Annotated in this window: 18 protein-coding genes and 1 tRNA gene; 7 read left to right on the forward strand and 12 right to left on the reverse strand. The window is 34.0% G+C overall.

The window, feature by feature from the left end:
- The first annotated feature begins 23 nt into the window (after window positions 1-23).
- From GON26_RS09520 to GON26_RS09545, 6 genes are all read left to right on the forward strand, one after another.
- Window positions 24-806, forward strand: coding sequence for a tetratricopeptide repeat protein (locus GON26_RS09520; protein ID WP_160374574.1), 783 nt, complete (start codon window positions 24-26; stop codon window positions 804-806).
- Between the two features lie 81 nt (window positions 807-887).
- Window positions 888-1,460, forward strand: coding sequence for a 6,7-dimethyl-8-ribityllumazine synthase (gene ribH / locus GON26_RS09525; RefSeq protein ID WP_160374575.1), 573 nt, complete (start codon window positions 888-890; stop codon window positions 1,458-1,460).
- 175 nt (window positions 1,461-1,635) lie between these two features.
- Window positions 1,636-3,537 carry a DNA mismatch repair endonuclease MutL gene (gene mutL, locus GON26_RS09530; protein WP_160374576.1) on the forward strand — a complete coding sequence of 634 codons (1,902 nt, stop codon included), beginning with the start codon at window positions 1,636-1,638 and terminating at the stop codon, window positions 3,535-3,537.
- A complete protein-coding gene (locus GON26_RS09535; RefSeq protein ID WP_160374577.1) occupies window positions 3,534-4,355 on the forward strand; it encodes a rhomboid family intramembrane serine protease in 822 nt (273 codons plus the stop codon). The genes mutL and GON26_RS09535 overlap by 4 nt, the downstream gene beginning before the upstream one ends.
- 47 nt (window positions 4,356-4,402) lie before the next feature.
- Window positions 4,403-5,263, forward strand: coding sequence for a rhomboid family protein (locus GON26_RS09540; protein ID WP_160374578.1), 861 nt, complete (start codon window positions 4,403-4,405; stop codon window positions 5,261-5,263).
- A gap of 18 nt (window positions 5,264-5,281) precedes the next feature.
- A complete protein-coding gene (locus GON26_RS09545) occupies window positions 5,282-6,328 on the forward strand; it encodes an endonuclease/exonuclease/phosphatase family protein (protein WP_160374579.1) in 1,047 nt (348 codons plus the stop codon).
- A 62-nt stretch (window positions 6,329-6,390) separates the two neighbouring features.
- On the opposite strand, the gene GON26_RS09550 is transcribed toward GON26_RS09545, so the two are convergent.
- The 9 genes from GON26_RS09550 to GON26_RS09590 all read right to left on the reverse strand — a co-directional run bounded on the left by GON26_RS09550 (window position 6,391) and on the right by GON26_RS09590 (window position 17,934).
- A complete protein-coding gene (locus GON26_RS09550) occupies window positions 6,391-7,005 on the reverse strand; it encodes a WbqC family protein (protein ID WP_160374580.1) in 615 nt (204 codons plus the stop codon).
- 90 nt (window positions 7,006-7,095) lie between these two features.
- Window positions 7,096-8,673 carry a signal peptidase I gene (gene lepB / locus GON26_RS09555; protein WP_160374581.1) on the reverse strand — a complete coding sequence of 526 codons (1,578 nt, stop codon included), beginning with the start codon at window positions 8,671-8,673 and terminating at the stop codon, window positions 7,096-7,098.
- Window positions 8,674-8,727: 54 nt separating this feature from the next.
- Window positions 8,728-9,429 carry a 4-hydroxy-tetrahydrodipicolinate reductase gene (dapB, locus tag GON26_RS09560; protein WP_160374582.1) on the reverse strand — a complete coding sequence of 234 codons (702 nt, stop codon included), beginning with the start codon at window positions 9,427-9,429 and terminating at the stop codon, window positions 8,728-8,730.
- Window positions 9,430-9,470: 41 nt separating this feature from the next.
- Window positions 9,471-10,034 carry a DUF5683 domain-containing protein gene (locus GON26_RS09565; RefSeq protein WP_160374583.1) on the reverse strand — a complete coding sequence of 188 codons (564 nt, stop codon included), beginning with the start codon at window positions 10,032-10,034 and terminating at the stop codon, window positions 9,471-9,473.
- The gene (locus tag GON26_RS09570) at window positions 10,034-10,936 is read right to left on the reverse strand and encodes a ParB/RepB/Spo0J family partition protein (protein WP_160374584.1); all 903 of its coding nucleotides are present in this window, start codon (window positions 10,934-10,936) and stop codon (window positions 10,034-10,036) included. The genes GON26_RS09565 and GON26_RS09570 overlap by 1 nt, the downstream gene beginning before the upstream one ends.
- Before the next feature lie 4 nt (window positions 10,937-10,940).
- The gene (locus tag GON26_RS09575; RefSeq protein WP_029272236.1) at window positions 10,941-11,708 is read right to left on the reverse strand and encodes a ParA family protein; all 768 of its coding nucleotides are present in this window, start codon (window positions 11,706-11,708) and stop codon (window positions 10,941-10,943) included.
- Between the two features lie 232 nt (window positions 11,709-11,940).
- Complete coding sequence (locus tag GON26_RS09580; RefSeq protein WP_160374585.1) at window positions 11,941-12,345, reverse strand: septal ring lytic transglycosylase RlpA family protein; 405 nt, start codon at window positions 12,343-12,345, stop codon at window positions 11,941-11,943.
- 307 nt (window positions 12,346-12,652) lie between these two features.
- Window positions 12,653-17,500, reverse strand: a complete 4,848-nt coding sequence (locus GON26_RS09585) for a RecQ family ATP-dependent DNA helicase (RefSeq protein WP_202110858.1) — start codon at window positions 17,498-17,500, stop codon at window positions 12,653-12,655.
- Window positions 17,501-17,859: 359 nt separating this feature from the next.
- Window positions 17,860-17,934: transfer RNA gene (locus GON26_RS09590), tRNA-Pro, on the reverse strand.
- Between the two features lie 152 nt (window positions 17,935-18,086).
- Here GON26_RS09590 and trxB point away from each other — a divergent pair.
- The gene (trxB, locus tag GON26_RS09595; RefSeq protein WP_160374586.1) at window positions 18,087-19,034 is read left to right on the forward strand and encodes a thioredoxin-disulfide reductase; all 948 of its coding nucleotides are present in this window, start codon (window positions 18,087-18,089) and stop codon (window positions 19,032-19,034) included.
- Window positions 19,035-19,153: 119 nt separating this feature from the next.
- On the opposite strand, the gene GON26_RS09600 is transcribed toward trxB, so the two are convergent.
- From GON26_RS09600 to GON26_RS09610, 3 genes are all read right to left on the reverse strand, one after another.
- Complete coding sequence (locus tag GON26_RS09600; RefSeq protein ID WP_160374587.1) at window positions 19,154-19,987, reverse strand: GIN domain-containing protein; 834 nt, start codon at window positions 19,985-19,987, stop codon at window positions 19,154-19,156.
- 87 nt (window positions 19,988-20,074) lie between these two features.
- Window positions 20,075-20,803, reverse strand: a complete 729-nt coding sequence (locus tag GON26_RS09605) for a head GIN domain-containing protein (protein ID WP_160374588.1) — start codon at window positions 20,801-20,803, stop codon at window positions 20,075-20,077.
- 4 nt (window positions 20,804-20,807) lie between these two features.
- Window positions 20,808-22,532: a PspC domain-containing protein gene (locus GON26_RS09610; protein WP_160374589.1), complete on the reverse strand. Its 1,725-nt coding sequence runs from the start codon at window positions 22,530-22,532 to the stop codon at window positions 20,808-20,810.
- Window positions 22,533-22,534 lie beyond the last annotated feature (2 nt).

Below are 22,534 nucleotides of genomic sequence, written 5' to 3' on the forward strand. Positions count from 1 at the left end.
GCCGTTCACTAAATTAATTTTAAATGGCTACTTACAATAAAAGAGGATATAAAGCACCAAAAGAAAAGGAAGTAAAAGATGTTATTACTGATGAGCAACAAGTAATTGTTGATGAAAAAGATAGTACAACTGCTGGAGTTTTTTCAAAATTAGATGAAACTGCTTCTAAAACGGAGGATTGGGTTGCTAAAAATCAAAAAATCATTATTGGTTTAGTTGCTGGTATTGCTGTTGCAACTATTGGATATTTAGCTTACCAAAAATTTATTGAAGCTCCTAAACAAGACGAAGCTGCTAACGAAATGTTTGTTGCACAACAAAACTTTCAAAAAGCAGTTGATGGTGTAGCGAGTGATTCATTATACAAATTGGCTTTGAATGGTTCTGAGGGTAAATTTGGATTTGTAAAAATCGCAGATGAATATTCTGGAACAGATGCAGGAAACTTAGCAAACTATTATGCAGGTATTGCTTACCTGAATACAGGTAAATTTGATGATGCAATTAAATATTTAGAAGAGTTTAAATCAGATGATTTGATTTTGAGTGCTTTGGCAAAAGGTGCAATTGGAGATGCTTATTCTCAAAAAAATCAACAAAAAGAAGCTCTTGATTATTATGTAAAAGCAGCTGAATCTAATAAAAACGATTTCACAACACCTCGTTTCTTGTTAAAAGCGGGTAAAACAGCTTTGGCTTTAGGCCAGAAAGAAGATGCTTTGAAATATTTTACAGATATTAAAGATAATTACGATACAACTCCGGAAGCTGCTTCTGTAGATGCATTGATTGGATTAGCACAATAAAAATTTTAGACTTTAGATTTAAGATTGTAGATTTGTAGTTAAGAATCTAAAGTCTAAAATCAAAAATCTAAAATAGTACAGATGGCTACCGAAAATAAAAATTTATCAGAATACGATAAAAACACGATCCCAAATGCGAAAGACTTTCGATTTGGGATTGTTGTTTCTGAATGGAATGAGACTATTACCGAAGGACTTTACAATGGTGCTTTTGAAGCATTAATTGATTGTGATGTTCCTGCGCAGCAAATTATTCGTTGGAATGTTCCAGGGAGTTTTGAGCTGATTTATGGTGCAAAAAAAATGTTGCAGACACAAAATGTTGACGCTGTTATTGTAATTGGATGTGTCATTCAGGGACAAACCAAACATTTTGATTTTGTATGCGAAGGCGTTACACAAGGAATCAAAGATCTGAATGTTCAAACGGATATTCCGGTTATTTTTTGTGTTTTGACAGATAATACCATGCAGCAGTCAATCGATAGAAGTGGAGGAATTCACGGAAATAAAGGAACTGAAGCGGCTATCGCTGCTATCAAAATGGCGTATATCCGTCAACAGGCTTCTATGTCACACTCGTTTCAAAACCCACAATTGTTGTCTTCAGGAACACTTCAAATAGAAGAAAGTCCTTTAAAACTAGAAGAATAATAAACACACGTTTTAAAAATACTAAAACCTATGCTGTGTAAAAATAGTGTAGGTTTTTTGTTTTTTTTATGATTGTCAATATTCCAAAACCAAGCATAAATTCATTAAATTTGTACACCTTGGTTTAGATTTCAAATCAAAAAACCTTAATCGTTAATCTACAATCTAAAATTTAATGTCGAGTATCATTCAATTACTTCCTGATCACGTTGCTAATCAAATTGCCGCTGGAGAGGTGGTTCAGAGACCAGCTTCTGTAGTCAAAGAATTATTAGAAAATGCTGTTGATGCAAAAGCAACTGATATTAAATTAATTATAAAAGATGCCGGAAAATCATTAGTTCAGGTTATTGATAACGGTCAGGGAATGAGCGTTACCGATGCGCGTTTGTGTTTTGAGCGTCATGCCACATCCAAAATCCGCCAGGCCGAAGATTTGTTTTCGTTACATACAAAAGGTTTTCGTGGTGAGGCTTTGGCTTCTATTGCAGCGATTGCTCACATGGAAATGAAAACCAAGCAGGACCAGGAAGAACTTGGAACGCATATTATTATCGAAGGAAGTAAATTTGTTTCGCAGGAAATGGCGGTGGTGCCAAAAGGAACTTCTTTTGCTGTCAAAAATTTATTCTTTAATATTCCGGCACGTCGTAATTTCTTAAAGTCGGATACCGTTGAGTTTCGCCATGTTATGGATGAATTTCAGCGAGTGGCTTTGGCACATCCTAATATTCATTTTACGTTTTACCACAACGGAAGCGAAATGTATAATTTGCCAGCAGCAGGATATCGTCAGCGAATTGTGGGGATTATGTCTGGTAAAACCAATGAAAAATTAGTTCCCGTAAACGAAGATACTGAAATCATTAATGTGCAGGGATTTGTTTGTAAGCCCGAGTTTGCTAAGAAAAACAGGGGAGAGCAGTTCTTCTTTGTCAATGATCGTTTCATCAAAAGTGGTTATTTGCATCACGCCGTTATGGCGGCTTACGACGGACTTCTGAAAGATGGTTCGCAACCCAGTTATTTTTTGTATTTGCAGGTTCCGCCGAATACAATTGATATCAATATTCATCCAACTAAAACCGAAATTAAGTTTGATGATGAGCAGGCATTGTACGCGATTCTGAGAGCTTCGATAAAACATAGTTTAGGACAGTTTAATGTAGCGCCAGTTCTTGATTTTGATAGGGATGCTAATTTAGACACACCGTATCATTATAAGGATGTTGAAGCTGAAACACCAACGATTCAGGTTGATGGTACCTTTAATCCTTTTACAGATGATAAAACCAATCAGCATTATGCAAAAGCTAGTTCTGGATCAAGTTCAGGTTCTGGATCAGGTTCTTATTCAGGCTATTCAAAAAGAGTAGAGCCAACAGCAACCTGGGAAAGTTTGTACGTAGGTTTGGAAACCGATACGGCGGAAAGTATCGAAAGTTCGCCTTTTACTTTCGAAAATGAAGAAGTGACTTCGTCTTTATTTAATGACGAAGATGTAGAACAGGCTGTTCAGAAAACCTATCAAATTCATAAAAAATATATCGTTTCGCCTATCAAATCGGGCATGATTATTATTGATCAGCAACGTGCACACCAACGAATTTTGTACGAGCAATTTTTGCTGAATATGACCATGAATCAGGCTTCGAGTCAGCAATTGTTATTTCCGTTGGATTTGTTTTATTCGTCAGGCGAAATGGCTCTGATCGAAGAATTAAAACCTTCATTAGCCACAACAGGTTTCGTTTTTGAAGATGCTCAAACCGATCATATTGTGATTTCAGGAATTCCGGTGAATATTACCGAAAGCGAAGTTTCATTAGTAATAGAACAATTATTAGGTGACTTGCAAGACGGAATCCCGGCGAGCAGTTACAGTCAGAATGATACTATTGCCAAGTCGATGGCCAAAAGTTTAGCGGTTAAAACCGGGTCGTATTTAACCGAAAAAGAACAAGACAATCTGGTAAACGGTTTGTTTGCCTGCAAAGACCCTAATATTTCACCTTTTCAAAAACCAACTTTCATCACCATGCGTGTGGAAGATATAGATAAAAAGTTTGCCTTATGATGAATATGACTGAGACTGTAAAACAGTTAATTATAATAAATGTTTTGTTTTTTGTTGGGACAATGGCTTTAGGAGATTTTAATCCTAGCAATCCTGCCTATAGAATTTTAGCACTTTATTATCCAGAGAATAATAATTTCGAGTTTTGGCAACCTGTAACGCATATGTTTATGCACGGTGGTTTTATGCATATAGCATTTAATATGTTTGCTTTGTATTCTTTTGGTTCGGCTTTAGAACATTTTTGGGGAGGAAAGAAATTCTTGTTTTTTTACATTTCTTGTGGTTTAGGATCAGCCCTGTTGCACACAGGAATAAATTACATTCAAATTCATTCTCTTTTGGATTCAGTTTCAAATTTAAATTTGTCAAAAGCGGATTTGAATGTAATATTAAATGCAGATTATAAATCACTCTTTGACTCTAATGGGAATATGATTGCAGGGAATGTAAAAACTATTCTTGAAAATGCTAAGTGTAATCAAGAGCAATTCAATGTGTTAGTAGAGGCTGCGTCTGTGTCGAGAGGTACTGTTGTTGGGGCTTCTGGAGCAATTTATGGTCTATTGACGGCTTTTGCTTTTATTATGCCAAATGCTGAATTGGCTTTGATGTTTATACCAGTACCAATAAAAGCTAAATATTTTGTACCAGGTCTTTTAGCTATAGATTTGTTTTTAGGATTTAAAGGAAGTTCTTTATTTGGTAGTGGAGGAACTGGAATTGCTCATTTTGCACACGTTGGTGGTGCTCTAACAGGTTTTTTAATTATGTGGTACTGGAAAAAAAATCAATTTAATAACAATCGTTGGAATTAATTTTTAATTTTAAGAACAAATTATAAAACCTAAAAACAGAAGCTTTTATGAATATTCTTGACGATTTAAAATTACAATATAAATTAGGTGGGATTGCACTTCGCGTTATTTATTGGAATATTGCTTGTTTCCTAATCTCGTTTTTTTTCTATGATTTTTCTGTTGGGCAATTTGATTTTCCAAACTGGCTGGCTTTGTCTTCAGATCCACAGGTTTTTATTTATAAACCCTGGACGTTTTTGACTTATGCCTTTTTTCACGATGGTTTTTTGCATTTGCTGTTTAATATGTTGGTGCTAAATTTTGCGAGTAATTTATTCTTAACTTTTTTTACTCAAAAACAATATTTAGGATTGTATGTTTTAAGTGCCATTTTTGCTGGGTTTGCGTTTGTTCTAAGTTTTTATTTTCTTAATTATTCTGCTCCAATTGTAGGGGCTTCGGCAGCTATAATGGCGATATTGGTAGCTACAGCAACGTATCAGCCTTTGATGAATGTTCGATTACTGTTAGTCGGAAATGTAAAATTATGGCATATTACAGCAGTAATTTTGGTTTTAGACTTAATGCAATTTCGATTAGGGAATATGGGCGGCCATATCTCTCATTTAGCAGGCGCTGTTTTTGGTTTCATCTTTATCAAATTGCTTCAAAACGGAACCGATTTGAGTATTATAGTTTCGAGAATACTAGACTTTTTCGTAAATTTATTCAAAAAATCACCTTCGACTCCTTTCAAAAAAGTACATAAAAATTATAATAAACCTACAGAAAAAACAACTTCAAGAATTGTTACGAAAGACAAAACGCAACAACAAATTGATGAAATTTTAGACAAAATCAGTCAGTCCGGCTACGATTGTCTGACTAAAGAAGAAAAAGAATTTTTGTTTAAAGCAGGAAAATAATCTTCGAAATAAAACAATATGCAAAACCTGTCCTGGTTTAATAAAATCATGTTCTTTTTGAATATAGTGCTAACTGTATTGACATTTAGCGTCTATATTTTGCCATTTCTGGCACCCAAGATTTTTCCTTTATTATCAGTCTTGACGCTCTTTATGCCGGCCTTTTTTGTGCTGAACGGCTTGTTCTTTATCTATTGGGGAATACAGTTTAAAAAACGCCTTATTTTGTCTGGTTTGGTATTGTTAACCGGAATTACTTTTATTAGTAAATTTTATAAATTTTCTCAAAGTGAATATGTTTTTGATGAAAAAGATTTCTCGGTAATGAGTTACAATGTGCGTCTTTTTAATGTTTTTAAATGGCTGGACAGAGATGATATTGCGTCTAATATTAAAACGTTTATTGATGATAAAAACCCTGATATTTTATGTATTCAGGAATATTCGAATTCCGCTCATATTGATTTAAAGGTTTACCCGCATCGTTATATTTTTATTGAAGGGGATCAAATCAAAACGGGTCAGGCTATTTTTTCGAAATTCCCAATCCTGTATGAAGGAAATATCGTTTTTCCAAAATCTAACAATAACGTGATTTATGCCGATATTAAACGTGGTAAAGATGTTATCAGGGTTTATAATATGCATTTGCAATCCATTAAAATTTCGCCTGATGTCAACGAAATTTCAGATAATATTGATAACGTAAATCAGCAGAAATCGCAATTGATTTACACCAGAATCAGCAAAGCTTTCAGGCAACAACAGGAGCAGGCAGAGATTTTTAAAGAAAACATCAAAGAATGTAAATATCCAATTATTATTTGTGGAGACATGAATAACAGTCCATTCTCCTACGTTTACCGAAATATTAAGGGAAAACTCAAAGATAGTTTTGAAGAGGCAGGAAAAGGCTTTGGAGCAACGTATAAATTCAGATATTACCCTGCCCGGATTGATTATATTTTTGCGGATAGCAAGATGAAAGTAAAACAATTTGAAAGCTTTCCAGATTTTGAAAATTCAGATCATTATCCTGTTATGGCGAGACTTTCTATGGAATAAAGTTAATTGAAATTGCAAAAATGAAATTCCAAATTCCAAAATGGAATATGTTTTTTTAAAAATTAAACTAACTTCTGCGTTTTCAAATAATCCATTGCAAATTTACCTTCGTTAAAAAGCAAATCCAAAACACTTAAATTGTTTATAAATCCGTGTTTGTCATCAAAAACCTGAGGGTATTTTTCGAAAGAGTTTGGATCTTTTTTCCCGTTTGCCAAATATCTAAAGTCTGAAATATTTTCTACTTCATGGAAGTATTCAGTCGTTTTGCTGAACTCTAATTTCATTCTCAAACACTTAGTGACAATTTCCAGAACTTCCAGATTTAAATCCATCAAAAAAGTATGTTTTTTTTCGAAAATGGGAGCGATATCATCTTCAAAAAACTCAAAAAAAGGAGAACTCCTATAACCTGCTTCCAGTGATTTAAAATGTTGTTTTTGCCAGTCAAACTCATTCTCAATCATTACATCTTTTGTTTTTTGATGTGCCGTTTTAGAATGTTTTACAGGAATATTCAAAAGCTGAATCCCGTTTGGACTGTAAATATAGGTACGGTTTCTATTGGTTTGTTTCTGAAAATTATCTTCCATTTCAAAAGTAATATTTTCAGATTGTGCCATAACTGCAAAATGGCTTATCGAAGGAAAATAAGTGGGAAGTAATAACGAATTCATTCTATTCTTTGTTTAAAAGTTTCAGGTTTCATGTTTCAAGTTAACAAAGAACCTGAAACATGAAACCTGAAACAAAAATAACTAATTTTTTTATGCTTTATTCTCTTTTCTTTTTCTCCAGAAAAACTCACCTACAAAATAAGCAGCAAGTAACATTAGGAAATATTTAAAGTATGACTGAGGCTGACCTTCGCCGCTAACAGTGGTAAATACTCTGTCCCAACGAATTTTGTTAATGCCCTTTCCGTTTGTATCCCAGCTCATCCAAATAAAAACCGGTTTTCCAACAATATGATCTTCAGGAGTGTAGCCAAAATAACGTGCGTCTAATGAGTTATGACGATTGTCTCCCATCATCCAATAATAGTTTTTTGCGAAAGTATAATTCGTAACAGGTTTGTCATCAATTAAAATTTGAGTACCATTTACAGCTAATGTATGCCCTTCATAATTGGTAATAATAGCTTTGTAAAGTGGAAGATTTTCTTTGGTTAAAGAAACTGTAGCACCTGCTTTTGGGATGTATATAGGTCCCATATTGTCGCAATTCCAGTTGTTGGTTACAGAAGCTTTTCCGTCTTGATAGTCTGGGAAAATCCCGTCTTCAGCACCTTTGTTGATGATTTTTTTAATTCCGGTTACACCTGGTGTGTTTTTTATGACATCTACGCTAGTTTGTGTTAAGGCACTAAAAACTAATGTGTCTCTTTTTTCATTATCCTTAAAATATCCGCCATCTGTGATATCTAATCTTTTTACTAAAGATTCAAAATCAATTCCTGTTTTACCATCTAAAGCCACTGCATACGAGTATTGTGGTTTTGCTCTTTCGGGTAATATTAACTCTTTTTCGTTGATAAAAACAATACCGTCTTTGATTTCTAAATTATCACCAGGAATTCCTACGCAGCGTTTTACATAGTTTGTTTTTTTATCAATAGGCTTGTAGTAATTTTTGTCAGGACGAATGTACATGTTGTATGCGGTGTCCGTAGGCCAGTTAAAAACCACAATGTCATTGTTTTTTATTTTTTCAAGAGCTGGTAATCTAAAATAAGGTAATTGTGGCCAGCTTGTGTATGATTTTATTTTTACAAAAGGAATCGTATCGTGAACCATTGGTAAGGCAACCGTAGTCATTGGAGTTCTTGGTCCGTAGTTTACTTTGCTTACAAAAAGAAAATCACCAATTAATAATGATTTCTCCAAAGATGAAGTTGGAATTGTAAAGGGCTGAACCACATAAGTGTGTACCAAAGTTGCTACAATAATGGCAAAAAGTAAAGAACTTAAAGTGTCAGCAGCTTTGTTTTCAGAGGTTAACTTTCTGTCGGCATGGTACTCTAGTTTCTGAGTATAATTTACATAATAAACATAAAAACCTAAAGTAAAAATTCCTAAAAGCGTATCAGCAGTCGATTTCTTGCCAAAAGTTCTTAGCGTTTCTACCCAAACAACAGGAAACATAATCAGGTTGATGATGGGGATGAAAAGTAATAATGTCCACCAGGTTGGGCGGCTTATTATTTTCATCAAAACAATTGAATTATATACAGGAATGGCTGCTTCCCAGGCTTTTCTTCCTGCTGCCTGATACAGTTTCCATGTTCCTAAAAAGTGAATAACCTGAACGGCTAAGAAAAAAATGAACCAGTGATTAATAGTCATAATGGTATGTTTAAAGTTCTAAATCAAGATATTTATATCTTAATAAATAACTGTTTATTTTAGATTTAATACGTCTTTCATGCTGTAAATACCTTTTTTACCAGCGAGCCATTCAGCAGCAATAACAGCTCCCAGCGCAAAACCTTCGCGATTGTGAGCGGTATGTTTCAATTCGATGCTGTCAACAACTGAGTCGTAAGTTACGGTATGTGTTCCCGGAACATCGCCAATTCTTTTGGCTTCGATAAAAATCTCGTTTTGTTTTGCTTCATCCATTGTCCAATTTGCGTAAGCGCTATTTTCTATAACGCCTTTTGCAAGGGAAATAGCTGTTCCGCTAGGTGCATCCAGTTTTTGAGTATGATGAATTTCCTCCATTGATACTTTATACGAATCAAACTGCGACATGATTTTGGCTAAATATTCATTTAGTTCAAAGAAAATATTTACACCCAGACTAAAGTTGGAACTAGAGATAAAACCACCTTGTTTTTCATTGCAAAGTGCTACCATTTCATCAAAATGTTCTAACCAGCCAGTTGTTCCGGAAACCACGGGAACATTGGTATGAAAACAGTTCGAAATATTATCAACAGCAGCTGTAGGTACACTAAAATCTATGGCAACATCAGCGTTCGAAAGGCCTTCAAAAGTATTCGTTTCGTCTTTCTTTAAAACAATTTCATGTCCTCTTTCTAAAGCAATTCTTTCGATTACTTTACCCATTTTTCCGTATCCTAAAAGTGCAATTTTCATTTTGTGTATATTTTGTATTCTTTAAACAGAATGGCTTTTGTTTAAAATTTGTAATTAAAAGTTAGTCCAACATTTGCTCTAAAAGTTACATCAGTTGGGTAAATTTCTGGTCGAAGTGATAGTTTTTCGTTTACGTTAAACTGAATTAAATGCGCATCAACATTGGCGTCAATGATATTTAAAGCGTAAAAAGCAACAAGAAATAAAGCTGATAAATCACGATTACGCTGATAGAACTTTTGAGCCGAGATCAGTCTGTCGTCGTCAAATCTTTCGAATTTTTCGTCACTTTCAAGGCCTTCAAGGCGTCTTTTGTATTCGTTTCGGACTTCTTTGTATTTTTTATTACTATCAAGATAAAAATACAAGCTGGTACCCATGGCGCCATAAACCAATGGTATTTTCCAGTATTTTTTATTGTAAGCCTGACCTAAACCCGGTAAAATAGCCGAATAAAAAGCAGCTTTTGCAGGCGTAAGCGGGTCTATTTCTTCTAACTTGGTGGTGTCTTTAGCGACCAAAACCGTTTCTGTTTCTGCCTGGGCAAAAAGAGAAACGGTTCCTAGTAAAAAGAACAATAGACTTATGGGGACAATTTTATTCACTATCCGTTTATTAATTTTATAATTCTATTAAAGTCGGCCTCAGAATTAAAAGGAATTGTGATTTTTCCTTTTCCGTTGCCAGCCACTTTTACATCAACTTTTGCGCCAAAATATTCGGTAATCGCATTTTTCTTTTCATCTTCAATAACAAAAGAAGATTCAGATTTAGCTTTTCCTTCGGCTTTTGGTTTTAGGCTTTCGTGGTAATTTTTTACCAAAGTTTCGGTTTCACGAACAGATAAATTCTGGCTGACAATTTTTTGATAAATATCAGTCTGAATGTCTAAATCTTCAATATTGATAATGGCTCTGCCATGTCCCATACTGATAAAACCATCACGAATTCCGGTTTGGATGATTGGATCTAGTTTTAAAAGACGTAAATAATTGGCAATCGTAGAACGTTTTTTTCCAACGCGTTCACTCATTTGCTCCTGAGTTAATTGAATTTCGTCAATCAAACGCTGGTACGAAAGTGCAATCTCTATAGGGTCTAAGTCATGACGCTGGATGTTTTCGACCAAAGCCATAACCAAAGATTCATTATCGTTGGCAATTCGTATGTAAGCCGGAACGTGTGTTAATCCAACTAAAGTCGAAGCGCGTAAACGACGCTCTCCAGAAATTAACTGGTATTTGTTGAATTCTAATTTTCGAACAGTAATAGGTTGAATTACCCCTAATTCTTTGATGGAAGTAGCTAATTCACGTAATGACTCTTCGTTAAAATTGCTTCTTGGCTGAAACGGATTTATTTCGATAGCACTTATTTCAAGCTCAATAATATTTCCAACAACTTTATCAGCATTTTTGTCTTCTACTGATGTAATGTCGTTTTCCGGATCTTTTAATAATGCTGATAATCCTCTTCCTAAGGCTTGTTTTTTAATTGCTTTTGTCATAAAACTATTTGCTGTTTTTCTTTATAATTTCCTGAGCTAAATTGATGTAATTAACCGCTCCTTTGCTGGTGGCGTCATAATTAATGATGCTTTCGCCAAAACTAGGTGCTTCACTTAATTTTACATTTCGCTGAATCACAGTATCAAATACCATATCGTTAAAGTGTTTTTGAACTTCTTCAACCACCTGGTTTGATAAACGCAATCTGGAATCGTACATAGTTAGCAACAATCCTTCAATGTCAAGATCCGGATTGTGTATTTTTTGAATACTTTTGATCGTATTTAATAATTTACCTAATCCTTCAAGTGCAAAATATTCACATTGAATTGGGATAACTACAGAATCGGCAGCAGTTAAAGCATTTAAGGTTAATAGTCCTAATGAAGGTGCACAGTCAATGATAATATAATCATATTCATCTTTAACACTTTCTAATGCTTTTTTTAGCATGTATTCTCTGTTTTCTTTATCGACCAATTCGATTTCGATGGCAACAAGGTCAATGTGTGCAGGTATCACATCAACATTTGGAGCTGAACATTGAACTATAGTTTCTTTTGGGGTGTGACTATGTTCAAGTATTTGATAGGTACCAATCTCTACAGATTCAACATCAATCCCAAGACCAGATGTGGCATTTGCCTGAGGATCAGCATCAATCAATAATACTTTTTTTTCTAAAACACCTAATGAGGCAGCAAGATTTACTGATGTAGTAGTCTTTCCAACGCCTCCTTTTTGATTAGCAATCGCAATGATTTTGCCCATTTATTTTCTGAATTTTGAACCGTAAAAATACAATTATTTATGGTTTCTGAAAATCTATTTTGTTAACATTTGATAAACTTTAGCTAACCGTTGTTTGGTGGGAGTTTGGCAGGTTTATTTTTTTTAATTAATAAAACAGAATATCAAAATTAGGTTGTGTTTTACTATTATTTAATTGTAAAATGACCCAGGTAAGTTAGAAAAATGTACTTAGAATGTTAAATCGTGTGGTTTAATTTCTTAAAATCTCAATTTTTACATTCATGGAGCCGCTTCGTTTATTTGAAGCGATTTTCATAAATGCTTTTTTGGTAAGATCAATTTCTCTTTTTTTGCTAAAAGGACCTCTGTCAATAACTTCGACAATAACAGATTTGTCATTTTGTTCGTTTGTGATTTTTAGTTTTGTACCAAAAGCAAACGTTTTATGAGCAGCAGTTAATTTGTTGTTGTTGAACCTTTTTCCGCTTGCTGTTCTTTTTCCATTAAACTTATCATTGTAATAAGAAGCGTGGGCATTAGTTTTATATAAGGTATATTTTTCAATTTCTTCCTTTGATTCTTCCTTTGTTGATTTTTTCTGTGCAAAACCGAATGCGGAAATAATTAAGATTGTATAGAGTATTATTTTTTTCATTTAAAATTTTCTATTGACTGCAAAAAAAGCGTTTTTGAAAAAAGTAACCAAATAGATTAGGTTATATTTATAATAATAAATGAGATGATTGTTCGTCGCTATATTTTTGAGACTCGAAAGGACAAATGCTGAACTAATTTTTGAAAGATTTGGAAATGATATTGGATATTTTCAAGAGATCATCGTTCTAAATTGACTTTTCTAGGAAGTAAAATTATATTTATTATTTGAAAAACATGCACATTATGATCCTTGTGAATATCATGGGTTCAGAGTAATTTTTTCTAACAAAAACAATATCTAAATTTTACTTATGTTCAATGGATTCAAAATAAAGCTCGGGTAAGATTATTTTGATATCTTCCGAAGTTCCTTCCTTGAGCCAGTGCAATATAAAATTGACATTTACACTTTTTAGTTCATAGTGTTTTGATTTCATTTCTTCAATTTTCTCAATGAATCGCTTTGAGAATTTCAAAACAGATTGACCACTTGAATTTAGGCATTCATCGCCATTAAAATGCAACATTTCTCCGCACGCCAGTTGCGAAACTAAAACCTGTTTGTTAATAAAATAGTCTAACCAAATATCCTTTAATGTTGCATGTATCGCAATTTTATCAGGTGTAGTGTAAATTTTAAAATCGTTTATTTGTTCAAGATTTTCCGCAACCAAATGATTGAAATAATTTGCATTTAAGTGAATATTTAGATTGCGTTTCGCTCTAGTCATTGCTACATATAATTGTCGCTTAGCTTCGTCTGTAGCTGGATTATAATTCTCAAGCAAAAGGAATATATTATCGTACTCTTTACCTTTGGCTTTATGAATGGTTGATACAAAAATTGTTTCTCCGTTTTCATTATAAAAATCCTCTAATTTAGATTCCTTAATTAAAACATCTAAATCAGATTTGTACTTTTTGTAAGGATTAGTAGATTCAAAATCTTTGATGATATTCAGGCAAATTTCTAATTTATTGCTGTTATGAAAGGTGTTGATTAGATCTCGTTTAGCAGTGTTCCAGACTTCATCACTGATAGTGTAAATATCAGCTCCTAAATCTACTTTATTTAGTAAAAACCGAACTTCAACAAGATTATATAAACTAAAGCTATCATTAGATTGTATTAGTTTTGCCCTGATACTATTCTTTAAAAGTAACCCCGTAACTTTTATAGCCTCCTCATTAGTTTTTGTCAGTACGCATGTAGTTCCAGAAAGATTCGTGCTAGCTATATCGGTTACAAGAGGTGTAATCAGATTATTGCTTTGATATGAAACGACCTTGATTTTTCCGTTATCGGTTTGATTAGCGATAATCGGTGTTTCTTTTAGGCGGTGTTGAATTTGCTGGACAAATTGATTCGAAAATGTAACCAGATTACTTTTACTACGGTAATTTTCAACCAATTCATGTTTTATGGCCTTGCTGTCATAAATGAATTGTTCAAGATATTTAGAGCTCGCTCCTCTGAACTCATAAATATTTTGGTCATCATCCCCCACAGCAATAACTCTCATCTCTTCATTCTGCTCCAACAATGTTTTTATAAGAGCGAACTCATCCGCATTCATATCCTGAGCTTCGTCAATCACTAAAACAGTCTTAGTAATTTTATTCGCCTCAACATCTCCATTTTTAATTCTTTCAACCGTGGTCTTTAAAATATCTGCCGATTTTTCTAAAGTGCCTACCTTCCCCAAAAGATCAAAACAGTACGAATGAAATGTCTTAATCTCAATAAAGTTTGCAGCATTACCAATCAGTTTTAATAAACGCTTTTTAAATTCAGTAGCGGCAGCCCTTGAAAATGTTAGCATTAGTAATTGCTCATGTTTAACATCTTCCATCAATAGGAGTGAAGCTAGTTTGTGAACTAATACTTTTGTTTTTCCACTACCTGGACCGGCAGCAATAACTATGTGCTGTGTTTCGTTATCATTAATAATTTTCAACTGTGTGGGAGACAGTTCCCCAAATAATTGTCTGAATTTTGCAGGCGTAATATTTCGCTTAATCTCATTTTGTCTGCTCCCTTTAAAATATTTGTTTAAGAAAGAACTATAATTGAGTTGAAAATAATCTTCTACAAACTGAAGTGCATTTCTGTAATCGGTAATCATTCTTTGGGCATATTCACCTACTATGTGGATTTGCTGAACTTTGCTTTCATAAAACTGGTTGAGCTTTTGATAATCTTCTTTCGTATAGCGTTTTTTATTATCTTGTTCGGTTCGCTCAATGGTTAAGCGGTTATACACAACAAGAAAGCCTCCTTCTATTTTTATTGCCTCAATTCGCGAAAGGTAAAACAAGGTGTCTTCGATATCATCAATGCTTATTTCTTTTTTGAAGAGGCTAAAGCTGCGATCATAAGCGGACTTTAGTTCATGTACTGAAAACTCCACTAAAATTTCATCTTTATCCGTCTGGCTATTTATCGTTTCGTTGACGGTTTTGTCATAAAAGAATCCAACGATAAATGTCGCAAGTTCATGTCGCTTTTCAAGCTTATCCTTTAATTGCTCTTTACTTTGAAGACAGAGTACGGCAATATGGTTCTTAGTATGTTCCAGGTTTTTTCTTTTAATCCAGTTTTTAATAGACCAAAAGTTAATTATTGTTTTTAGTTTATTAGTATTTACAGCCTCGCAACCATTTTTTTCTGCATCCTCGTTCAATTCTTTCAAATGAAAAATACTTTCTTCCTCATTGAAAACCTGAAGTAAAAAGTTTTCAATTTTGCCGTATATTTCTACAATAGTAAGAGAACGGTTTTTATTGTCTGCTTTCTTTATAAATGCAGTCAAATCCTTTGCGTCTGCCAGAATATTTTCCTCACGTAACAAATTTATCACATTAATAACCTCTTCTTTTACAATACCTAGATGATCACTAATATAATCTACCCTTGATTCGGCAGTTTCGTTACTGGTTTCCTTTCTGCTTTTGCTTGAAAAGAGTTTTTTTATAATACGTACACCATGCTCTTTCTGCTTTTCTTCAAATTTTTCTGAAGTGTTTATTTTATCAATCGCTTCCTGAGCATTTTTGGATAAAATGCTGTTAGCGAACACCCTCGGCATATTCTGCCCGCGTTTAAGATATCCGGCATCTTCAAGAGCCGCAATTGCTGTAGTTACACGGGTTTCTATTTCTACTACATTATCATCCCAACCTGCTTTTCGGGCAATCTCTAATGCTGAATTAGAAACTTTAGAACGGAATCTTGTAATGTCTTTTATGGCTTTCCATATCTGTTGGATTTCTTTTATCGAAAGTTTGGTCTGGTTCAGCAGAATAAAGTGCTTGCTAAGGTCTTCTTCATTAAAAAGAACAAAACAAGCGGCTGAAATATTTTCGTCTCTGCCTGCTCGCCCTGCTTCCTGTACATAGTTTTCAAGTGAGTCGGATATTTCATAATGTATGACCAGACCTACATCTTTTTTATCTACTCCCATACCAAATGCAGAAGTGGCTACCATAATTTGTGTTTCGCCATTTAAAAAAGCATCCTGATTCTCGGTCTTCTCCTGTTTGCCCATTTTGCCATGGTAGGGTTTTGCACTAAAGCCATCTTTTGCTAACCTTTCTGCAAGTAGATAAGCTTTTCGAGTTCGGGACACATAAATAATTGTTGGGCAGTTTTTTTCTTCAATTAAATCCCGAGCTGTCAAATATTTTCCCTCTTCATTTTCCTTTTCAAAAACTTTATATTGAAGATTAGTCCTTGATGCTTTTGAAGTGAAAACTTCAAGATCCAGCGATAACTTTTCGCTAAAATAATCTCGGATATCCTCAATGACCTTTTGTTTGGCCGTTGCGGTAAAGCAAGATATAGGTATGCTGTCCTCCAGATTTTTCTTTTCCTGAATTAGTTTTATAAAATCCCCGATATATAGATAGTCAACCCTGAAATCTTGTCCCCATGATGAAAAACAGTGTGCTTCATCAATTACAAAACGGGCTACTTTCCTGCCTAAAATTAACCTTTCAATAGTCTTAGAGCGCAGTGATTCTGGAGAAATATACAGAATAGACGCAGAACCATCTTCAATTCTTTCAAATGATTTAGCTCTTTCAATTGGGTTTAATAGTCCGTTAATAGTAACGGCTTCGGTTATTCCATTTTTTTCAAGGTTGTCAACCTGGTCTTTCATTAACGATTGAAGCGGAGAAATTACGATGGTTAACCCTTTAGTATTTTCAGCGCTCATAAGTGCCGGAACCTGAAATGTAATTGATTTTCCTCCACCTGTTGGAAAAACCGCCAGTACCGATTTGTTATTTACTGCTGCCTTAACAGCTTTTTCCTGAAGCGGTTCACCGCCATAAGTTCGGTAGGAATCGAAACCAAAGAATTTTTTTAATCCTTTGTATATATTAAGGGCGTTATTACAATAAACACAGCCTATTATACAAGGCTTACTTCGTAATAATAGCATTATGCGCTCTACTTCAGGGAAGTTCTTTAGAACCCATTGAGGTGTTATAGAATGAACCTTTTTATGGATTATAAATGAATTAATCAATGCCAGACAATAAGCCAATTCAATAGGGTATTCAGTTATTATTTTAGTTAGGTTTGCATCTTCACAAATATCGTTACGAAACTTTAATCTAACTAAGGCTTCTATGTCTTGGCTTATGCTTCTGTAATTTACAAATCGAAAAAAAACTCCAAACTCTTTAGTATGGCTTAAAAGGAGATAAAAAATTTCTTTAAGTGTTTCATCCGTTTGCCAAAAAGCGGCTACTTCACTATAGAATAAGTCTCTTGCTTTTATCGAATCGTTTAAAGGGTTGTTTGTGTCTTCTGTCTGAAGTTTGTCATCCTTTAATAGTGCATGGTAGGGTTTTGTAGGAAAAAGCAAAGGGGATAAGTATAGTGTATCAATTATGTTTGAAGACTTAATATTAGCATCATAAATTGCTTTACCTATATATTTTATATCATGAGCCAAAATGTTATGCCCACAAACATAATCGTCCCCTTTGAGGAATTGAACAAAATCCCCTAAAGATGCTTTGTGGAATTGATTGCCGTTTTCTTTAATTGCACCAATATCTAGGATTTTGCCTTTTGTTGGTTCAATTTCGGTATCAATGAATGTTATTAAACGGATATTTTTTTGTTCATTTATTAGCATTAAACTCAATGAAATTATGGCTTGGTTTGTCTATCGGGTTAAAAATTTACAAATATTTAATAGCCAGTATGATAGAATGCTAATTTAATATTTAATTCCTAAATTTAAAGATATATTTTAGATCAAGTTAAGCTAATTCATAATGCTAAAGCTATTCCAGAATCTTATCACTTAATGTTTGCACAGACTTACTAAAAAACCGGAGTGAAGTAAAATATTTTTTACTGTAAGTAAATTTCGACTATTCGCAAGGTTTACATTTAACGGGCAATAATAGGCTTTTTGCTATAATTATTAAGCATTGAAGAATTCATTTTAAAGCAAAAAAAAGTCTTTTCAGAAAAATGAAAAGACTTTTGTCGGGGTGGCAGGATTCGAACCTGCGGCCTCCTGCTCCCAAAGCAGGCGCGATAACCGGGCTACGCTACACCCCGTAAGCGGATGCAAATATAGTAATAAATTCCTTTTACAAAAGGAAAATCTCAAAATAAATAAAACTTATTTTAAGATAGTTATTTAGGATTTGATTTGGGTGTAAATTTTTATAATAAAGTTTACATTTGCAACTCTTAAAACTAAATATACTATGTCAGATACAATCGAAAAAATTAAATGTCTTATTATTGGTTCTGGGCCTGCAGGTTATACTGCTGCAATTTATGCAGCCAGAGCTAATATGAATCCTGTTTTATATCAAGGAATGCAGCCAGGCGGACAGTTGACTACTACTAACGAAGTTGAAAATTTCCCAGGTTATGTTGATGGTGTTACGGGGCCAGAAATGATGATTCAATTGCAGGAACAAGCAAAACGTTTTGGTTCGGATATTCGTGATGGCTGGGCAACAAAAGTTGATTTTTCAGGAGATATTAAGAAAGTTTGGATTAACGATAAAATCGAATTGCACTGCGAAACGGTTATTATTTCTACAGGAGCTTCGGCTAAATATTTAGGATTACCATCAGAACAACATTATTTACAAATGGGTGGTGGAGTTTCTGCTTGTGCTGTTTGCGACGGATTTTTCTACCGTAATCAGGAAGTCGTAATTGTTGGAGCAGGAGATTCAGCTTGTGAAGAAGCGCATTACTTATCAAAGCTTTGTAAAAAGGTAACGATGTTAGTAAGAAGCGAAAAATTCAGAGCTTCGAAAATTATGGAAGAGCGCGTTCGCAAAACCGAAAACATCGAAATTTTGATGAACCACGATACTATTGAAGTATTAGGAGACCAAAATGTAGTTCATGCAATCAAAGCATTAAATAAAACGACTGGTGAAGTATTTGAAATTCCTGCAACCGGATTTTTCGTAGCCATTGGTCACAAACCCAATACAGATATTTTTAAAGATTATATCACTCTTGACGAAACAGGATATATCGTAAATACTCCAGGGACATCAAAAACAAATGTAGAAGGTGTTTTTGTAGCTGGTGATGCTGCTGACCATGTATATCGTCAGGCCATTACCGCTGCAGGTACAGGTTGTATGGCGGCCTTGGATGCAGAACGTTATTTGGCTGCAAAAGAGTAAAAGTATTGTTTCAGTTTTCAAGTTTTTTTTGAAATGGTAATCTGAAGAACATTATAAACTAAAAAGTCCCATTTGTTTCACAAATGGGACTTTTTTATGTCTGAAATCTGAAACCTGAGTTACTTCACCTTTTTAATCAATTTGGCTTCCTCAGAAAAACGGGTCAATTCTATTTTTGGGTTTCCAAAAAGAGATACTTCTGCTTTGTCTCCTACGGCTAATGAAATTGCTATTTCGGCAAAAATATTTCCAGTCGAATAACTTTCAGCCACAACTGAAGCTTCTTTTATCGAAAGTTTCGGTCCTGTAAAAACAGCATTATTGTCCAGACGAATAGTCCCTTTTTCTACAAATCCTTCAATTGTTGCCGTTCCTTTTTGGTACAAATCACATTTGAATTCTTTAGCAGTGACTAATGCTTTTACAATTGCATTTTTGCTTAACTGAAAATTAGCATCATCAGATTTTAAATTCAGTTCTGTTTTGGTTTTATCATCAACAATTAAGCTAAATTTTTTAGCATTTACATTCAGATATAATTTGGCATAATCTACTGCATTAAAGGTCAGGTCATCTAATTGTAATTCCTGAATAGCATAAATCTTAGCTTCATTTTTTGCGATAACTTTAGTAAGTGAGCTTGTGTAAGTAACCCTTACAATCAGTTTTTTGAAAATGGTAGATTCTTTTGAAGTATATAATCGAAGTGTTCTTTCTCTTAAATCCATTCCGATAATTTCGTGAAGATTATCATCGGCTTCGATTCTTATTTCGTTTTTTTCTCCTTTTTCCAGATACACTTCCAGATTATCATCGGCTTCTAAAGCATCAAAATCGCCTACTTCTTTTTTTTCGATAGTCACCACTTTAGATCCTTTAATTTTCTCTCTTTTTTGTGCAAAAGTTAAACTCGAAACTAATAAAAGCAGGATAATAACAGTATTCTTTTTCATCATCTTGTAATTTGATTTTAGACAAATATAAAAAAATCATCCACTTTTGATGAATGATTTCTTTATAATTTAAAACTATTTTAAGTTTTATCCCTGATTAATACTTCCGCCAGAATTAGTATTTTTTTCGATTATTTTAGGAGTTGTATCATAATTGATACTTGCTCCGCTGGAGGCTTCAGCTTTCAAACGTACAATTGGATGAATGTTTAGACTTGCACCGCTAGAAGCATCCGCATCGATTTCGTTGGCTAATAATCTTTTGGCATCAATAGTAGAACCGCTGGAAGCCGAAGTTTTAAGAGTCAATGCTTTTCCTTCGATATTAATAGAACTTCCGCTGCCAGAATCAAGAGAAATGTTGTCAGACTCCACGTTTATGTCCATATTAGCAGCGCTTGAAGTTTCTAATTCTATATTTTGACCTTCAATAACACTTTGGCTTTTTACAGTTGCGGCGCTCGACGCTTCAATTTTGTCAATAATGGGCATTTTTACAATTACTCGTCTTGTAGCATTACTAAAATTTCCGTGTTCGCTGTGAATTTCTAAAGTTCCATTATGAACCGAAATTTTAATGTCGTTCTGGATGTTATCATCGGCTTCTACCACAATTTCGGTTACGGCAGCTTGTTCGATAACCAATTCTATGGCATTGTTTACAGACACTTTTTTAAAATCGCCCTGTACCATTCTTTTTTCTTTGGTAACATTCCCACTACCTTCAATGGTGTTTACAAAATTGCAGGAAGCAAATAATAATGCGGTAATCGTTGCAATTATAAATTTCGTAATATGAATGATTATTTTTATCATGGCTTTAGTTAATTTTGATTATCACTCCGTCTTTGTCAGTGGTTAATTTTCCTGAACTTTTTTTGCTGTTTAAAACTTCTTTACCGTTTATTTTAATCGAAACTTCTTTTACAGTATCGTTGTCAATTTCGTTTATGTTTTCTTGAATATCATCATGATCGTTTTCATCAGCAGGACAATCCAAACATTTAATTTCAGAACCTACAACTTTATAAGTATAGTTGCCGCTAAAATGTAAATTAAAGAACGAATCGTCTGAATCATCATAATCCTGAATCGAAGTGTCTGGTTTAAACACTTGTCCTTCTGGTAAGTACAAATATACATCAACTTCCTGATCTCTAAATTTATTTTTCACATCAGTCAAAAGATAATTATCAAGAACTAAATGATTCCCGTTAATCTGAACTTTATAATTGATTTTCTCAGCTCTTTGTTTAGCAGCAGTAAAGGAATTTCCTCTTGCACTTTTCTCTATTTGTACATAAGGAGTCGCCTCATCAGTATGAATAACATGCAAACGAACATCGGTAGAATAAATCAATTGGTTATTAGCAGAATCCTGAACAAATTCAAAATCGTTATGGTGATCAAGATCTTTGGCAAAATAATCGTTGTATCTAAACTTTACAAACAAAGTATCTTTTGTCGTGATGTTGATTGTTTTTTTCTCAACTGTTTTATTTTCATGAGAAATTTCAGTTGCCTGTTTAATTCCAATGCTAATCGCAATCGCAACCGCGATAATCCAAATAGCTAACAAAGTATATTTTGCAATATTTCCGATAGATTTCATGTTAGGCGCTAACAATTTGAAACCCAAAAGTGTCAAAAAGAAAAACGGAATCCCAACAGCAAGAAACATCAATAAACCAAATGACCAGATAGGATATCCTGTAAAATTACCCGCCTCTACAAAATTCTGCCAGGGAAAATCCATCGAAAGATTAGTTCCTAAAGTAAAAACCCCAATCAGAAGCATCATCAAAGTCGAAATTCCAGACAAAATCAACACCACACCTAAAAATTTAGCGAAGATTTTAAAAACCGTCATCACAAAGTCTCCAAACGAACTACTTATTCTCTCAGCTCCCGACTTTACCTGGTTTCCCATTTTGTCATAATCAGCATTTTTAAATTTATCCGACAATGATTCAATTTCTTCACGAACCTTTTTTTCGATATTCGAGATGGTTACCGGTTCTCCCGTCATTTCTAGTTTTTCTGAGGTTGTAACCGCCTCAGGAGTTACAATCCACAATACAAAGTAAGCCAGGATTCCAGTTCCAAAACCTGCAAAAACAAATATCAGGAACAACACTTTTATCCAAACTGCCTCAACTCCAAAATAATGTCCCAAACCAGTGGCAACTCCACCTATTAAACCGTTTTCTTTGTCACGGTACAATTTTTTGCTTTTTCGAACCGTTCTGTAATTAGAAGATTGATTCGTTCTTTCTTCGTCTTCAATAATGTAGTCTTCAGGTTGTCCCATCACCGCAATCACTTCGTCAACGTCTTTCAAGCCCACAACATGTTTGTCGCTTTTTTGTTTTTCTGTAAGTAATTCAGAAACACGCATTTCAATATCTTTAATAATTTCATCCTGACCAGATGAGCTGTTCAAAGAACGTTTTATTGCGTCAAAATAGCGCGTCAATTTTAAATATGCATCTTCATCGATGTGAAAAAACATACCGCCTAAGTTAATATTTACTGTTTTGTTCATGA

This window comes from Flavobacterium hydrocarbonoxydans, assembly GCF_009789235.1.
Classification (GTDB): Bacteria; Bacteroidota; Bacteroidia; order Flavobacteriales; family Flavobacteriaceae; genus Flavobacterium; species Flavobacterium hydrocarbonoxydans.

What these genes read in the sequence shown, in the direction of transcription:
- GON26_RS09575 (WP_029272236.1), bottom strand. Translation starts at nt 11,708, where the DNA reads ATGGGCAAAATCATTGCGATTGCTAATCAAAAAGGAGGCGTTGGAAAG.
- lepB (WP_160374581.1), bottom strand. Translation starts at nt 8,673, where the DNA reads ATGACTATTAATCACTGGTTCATTTTTTTCTTAGCCGTTCAGGTTATT.
- ribH (WP_160374575.1), top strand. Translation starts at nt 888, where the DNA reads ATGGCTACCGAAAATAAAAATTTATCAGAATACGATAAAAACACGATC.
- trxB (WP_160374586.1), top strand. Translation starts at nt 18,087, where the DNA reads ATGTCAGATACAATCGAAAAAATTAAATGTCTTATTATTGGTTCTGGG.
- GON26_RS09580 (WP_160374585.1), bottom strand. Translation starts at nt 12,345, where the DNA reads ATGAAAAAAATAATACTCTATACAATCTTAATTATTTCCGCATTCGGT.
- mutL (WP_160374576.1), top strand. Translation starts at nt 1,636, where the DNA reads ATGTCGAGTATCATTCAATTACTTCCTGATCACGTTGCTAATCAAATT.
- GON26_RS09550 (WP_160374580.1), bottom strand. Translation starts at nt 7,005, where the DNA reads ATGAATTCGTTATTACTTCCCACTTATTTTCCTTCGATAAGCCATTTT.
- GON26_RS09605 (WP_160374588.1), bottom strand. Translation starts at nt 20,803, where the DNA reads ATGATAAAAATAATCATTCATATTACGAAATTTATAATTGCAACGATT.
- dapB (WP_160374582.1), bottom strand. Translation starts at nt 9,429, where the DNA reads ATGAAAATTGCACTTTTAGGATACGGAAAAATGGGTAAAGTAATCGAA.
- GON26_RS09610 (WP_160374589.1), bottom strand. Translation starts at nt 22,532, where the DNA reads ATGAACAAAACAGTAAATATTAACTTAGGCGGTATGTTTTTTCACATC.
- GON26_RS09570 (WP_160374584.1), bottom strand. Translation starts at nt 10,936, where the DNA reads ATGACAAAAGCAATTAAAAAACAAGCCTTAGGAAGAGGATTATCAGCA.
- GON26_RS09545 (WP_160374579.1), top strand. Translation starts at nt 5,282, where the DNA reads ATGCAAAACCTGTCCTGGTTTAATAAAATCATGTTCTTTTTGAATATA.
- GON26_RS09540 (WP_160374578.1), top strand. Translation starts at nt 4,403, where the DNA reads ATGAATATTCTTGACGATTTAAAATTACAATATAAATTAGGTGGGATT.
- GON26_RS09600 (WP_160374587.1), bottom strand. Translation starts at nt 19,987, where the DNA reads ATGAAAAAGAATACTGTTATTATCCTGCTTTTATTAGTTTCGAGTTTA.
- GON26_RS09520 (WP_160374574.1), top strand. Translation starts at nt 24, where the DNA reads ATGGCTACTTACAATAAAAGAGGATATAAAGCACCAAAAGAAAAGGAA.
- GON26_RS09585 (WP_202110858.1), bottom strand. Translation starts at nt 17,500, where the DNA reads ATGCTAATAAATGAACAAAAAAATATCCGTTTAATAACATTCATTGAT.
- GON26_RS09535 (WP_160374577.1), top strand. Translation starts at nt 3,534, where the DNA reads ATGATGAATATGACTGAGACTGTAAAACAGTTAATTATAATAAATGTT.